The following is a 1,449-nucleotide window of genomic DNA, read 5'->3' as shown; positions in this document are numbered from 1 at the left end:
ACCGCAAGGTGCCGCTACCCCGAAAAATTTTCAAAACCCGGATTTCAGCCTAAAATGGCGTGATTTCTGGGTGTTTTTGTAGGCGGAACAGGATTCAGCCCTGCCGTTGAGAGAAAACGAGTGGTATAGATTGTGAACCGGCCGGATTTCACAAGTTGTAGCGTGCGGTAAATAAGCCTTCACAAGGCGAATTTTTGAAATTCACAAGTGACGGCTTATAAACTGTGTCATACCGGCTGGTGCCGATAATCGAGATTAAGTAAACCAGACATTGGTCTAGGCGGTCTGAAGCCAATCAGTCCGTGAGTTAATGCGACTGTTGTTGTACCAGTTCACGTACCACTCGACAGACACCCGGACATCATCAATGGTCCTGTACTCTTCGTGATAAATCATTTCGCGCTTGATGAGCGAATGGAAGCTCTCGATACGAGCATTATCGTAAGGATGACCCTTACGGGAGTAAGAGTGATTTATTCCAGAGTTTTGTAATGTTCCTTCGAACAGGCTAGAAGTGTATTGGCTTCCCATGTCGCTGTGAATCATCTTTGGCTTACCATTGGCTCTTAGAGCCTTAACTACGACGGATGTTGCGAATTCCTTGGTCATCTCTGGACTTAGTCCGTATGAGACTACGCGACGCTTTTCTGGGTCATAGACGGTTGCCAGATAAACCCACTCACGATTCATCAACTGGATGTACGTAATGTCAGTTGCCAGAACGCCACTCAAATCATCCAACTTCTTCATGAGGTTGGGCTTTTGAGGTGTGTCAGTGGTTGTTGTTGGCTTCTTGTATGACTTCTTGACCATGCGAGATTTGAGATTGAGCTCATTCATGAGTTCCCAAACCAAACGATCACCAACATCAGTCTTCAAAATGAAGCGCAAGAACGCTGCGATACGACGGTAGCCATAGATGCCACGATTGGTGTTATAAACGGCTTTAATTGCCGTTTTCAGAGCAGTACGCCGTGTTTCTCGTTGGCTAGGTTGCCAGTTTTTCCATTGATAATACGTGCTTCGAGCAATGTTCAAAGCCGATAAAACGCTTGTTATGCGGTGTCCCATTGCGAGTGACCGGTCAATGATTTCCAGTCCTAACTCGCGATTTTGCGTTAATTGTACTTCGAAAGCAACACCGCGGCTCGTTTTAAAATCTCAAGTTCTTCGCGAAGTTTGGCGTTTTCCTTTTGTAATGCGTTTACATCAGCTTGCGTCCATTTCTCGCCGTCCACTTCGTGGACTGTGTACAATTTGACCCAGTTACGGATTGAATCGGCCGAAGGCCCGTACTCAGCGGCTAGTTCAGTGTAAGAACGCCCTTGGTTGTGCATCTCGACAAGAGATTGCTTAAATTCTGGTGAATATCGAATCATATAAAAAATGCTCCTCTGCTATTAGTTTACAGGGCAGAGAAAAATCTGTCCGTAAATCTAGCATAAGAGC

Annotated in this window: 2 protein-coding genes; both read right to left on the bottom strand. The window is 45.7% G+C overall.

Annotated features, from left to right (window positions below):
- Positions 1–276: 276 nt before the first annotated feature.
- Positions 277–1,092: an IS3 family transposase gene (locus tag WEIDD23_RS11865; RefSeq protein ID WP_257786759.1), complete on the bottom strand. Its 816-nt coding sequence runs from the start codon at positions 1,090–1,092 to the stop codon at positions 277–279.
- A gap of 26 nt (positions 1,093–1,118) precedes the next feature.
- Entirely contained in the window at positions 1,119–1,379 is a 261-nt protein-coding gene (locus tag WEIDD23_RS11860) for a transposase (protein ID WP_003610944.1), read from the bottom strand.
- Positions 1,380–1,449: the final 70 nt, after the last annotated feature.

The organism is Weissella sp. DD23 (genome assembly GCF_001579105.1).
In the GTDB taxonomy this organism is placed as follows: domain Bacteria; phylum Bacillota; class Bacilli; order Lactobacillales; family Lactobacillaceae; genus Weissella; species Weissella cibaria.
The sequence above is the reverse complement of the archived record's forward strand: the minus strand, read 5'-3'. Positions and strand labels throughout refer to the sequence as shown.

Bases quoted from the DNA above. Each gene is read 5' to 3' on its own strand.
- WEIDD23_RS11860 (WP_003610944.1), bottom strand. From the start codon at position 1,379: ATGATTCGATATTCACCAGAATTTAAGCAATCTCTTGTCGAGATGCAC.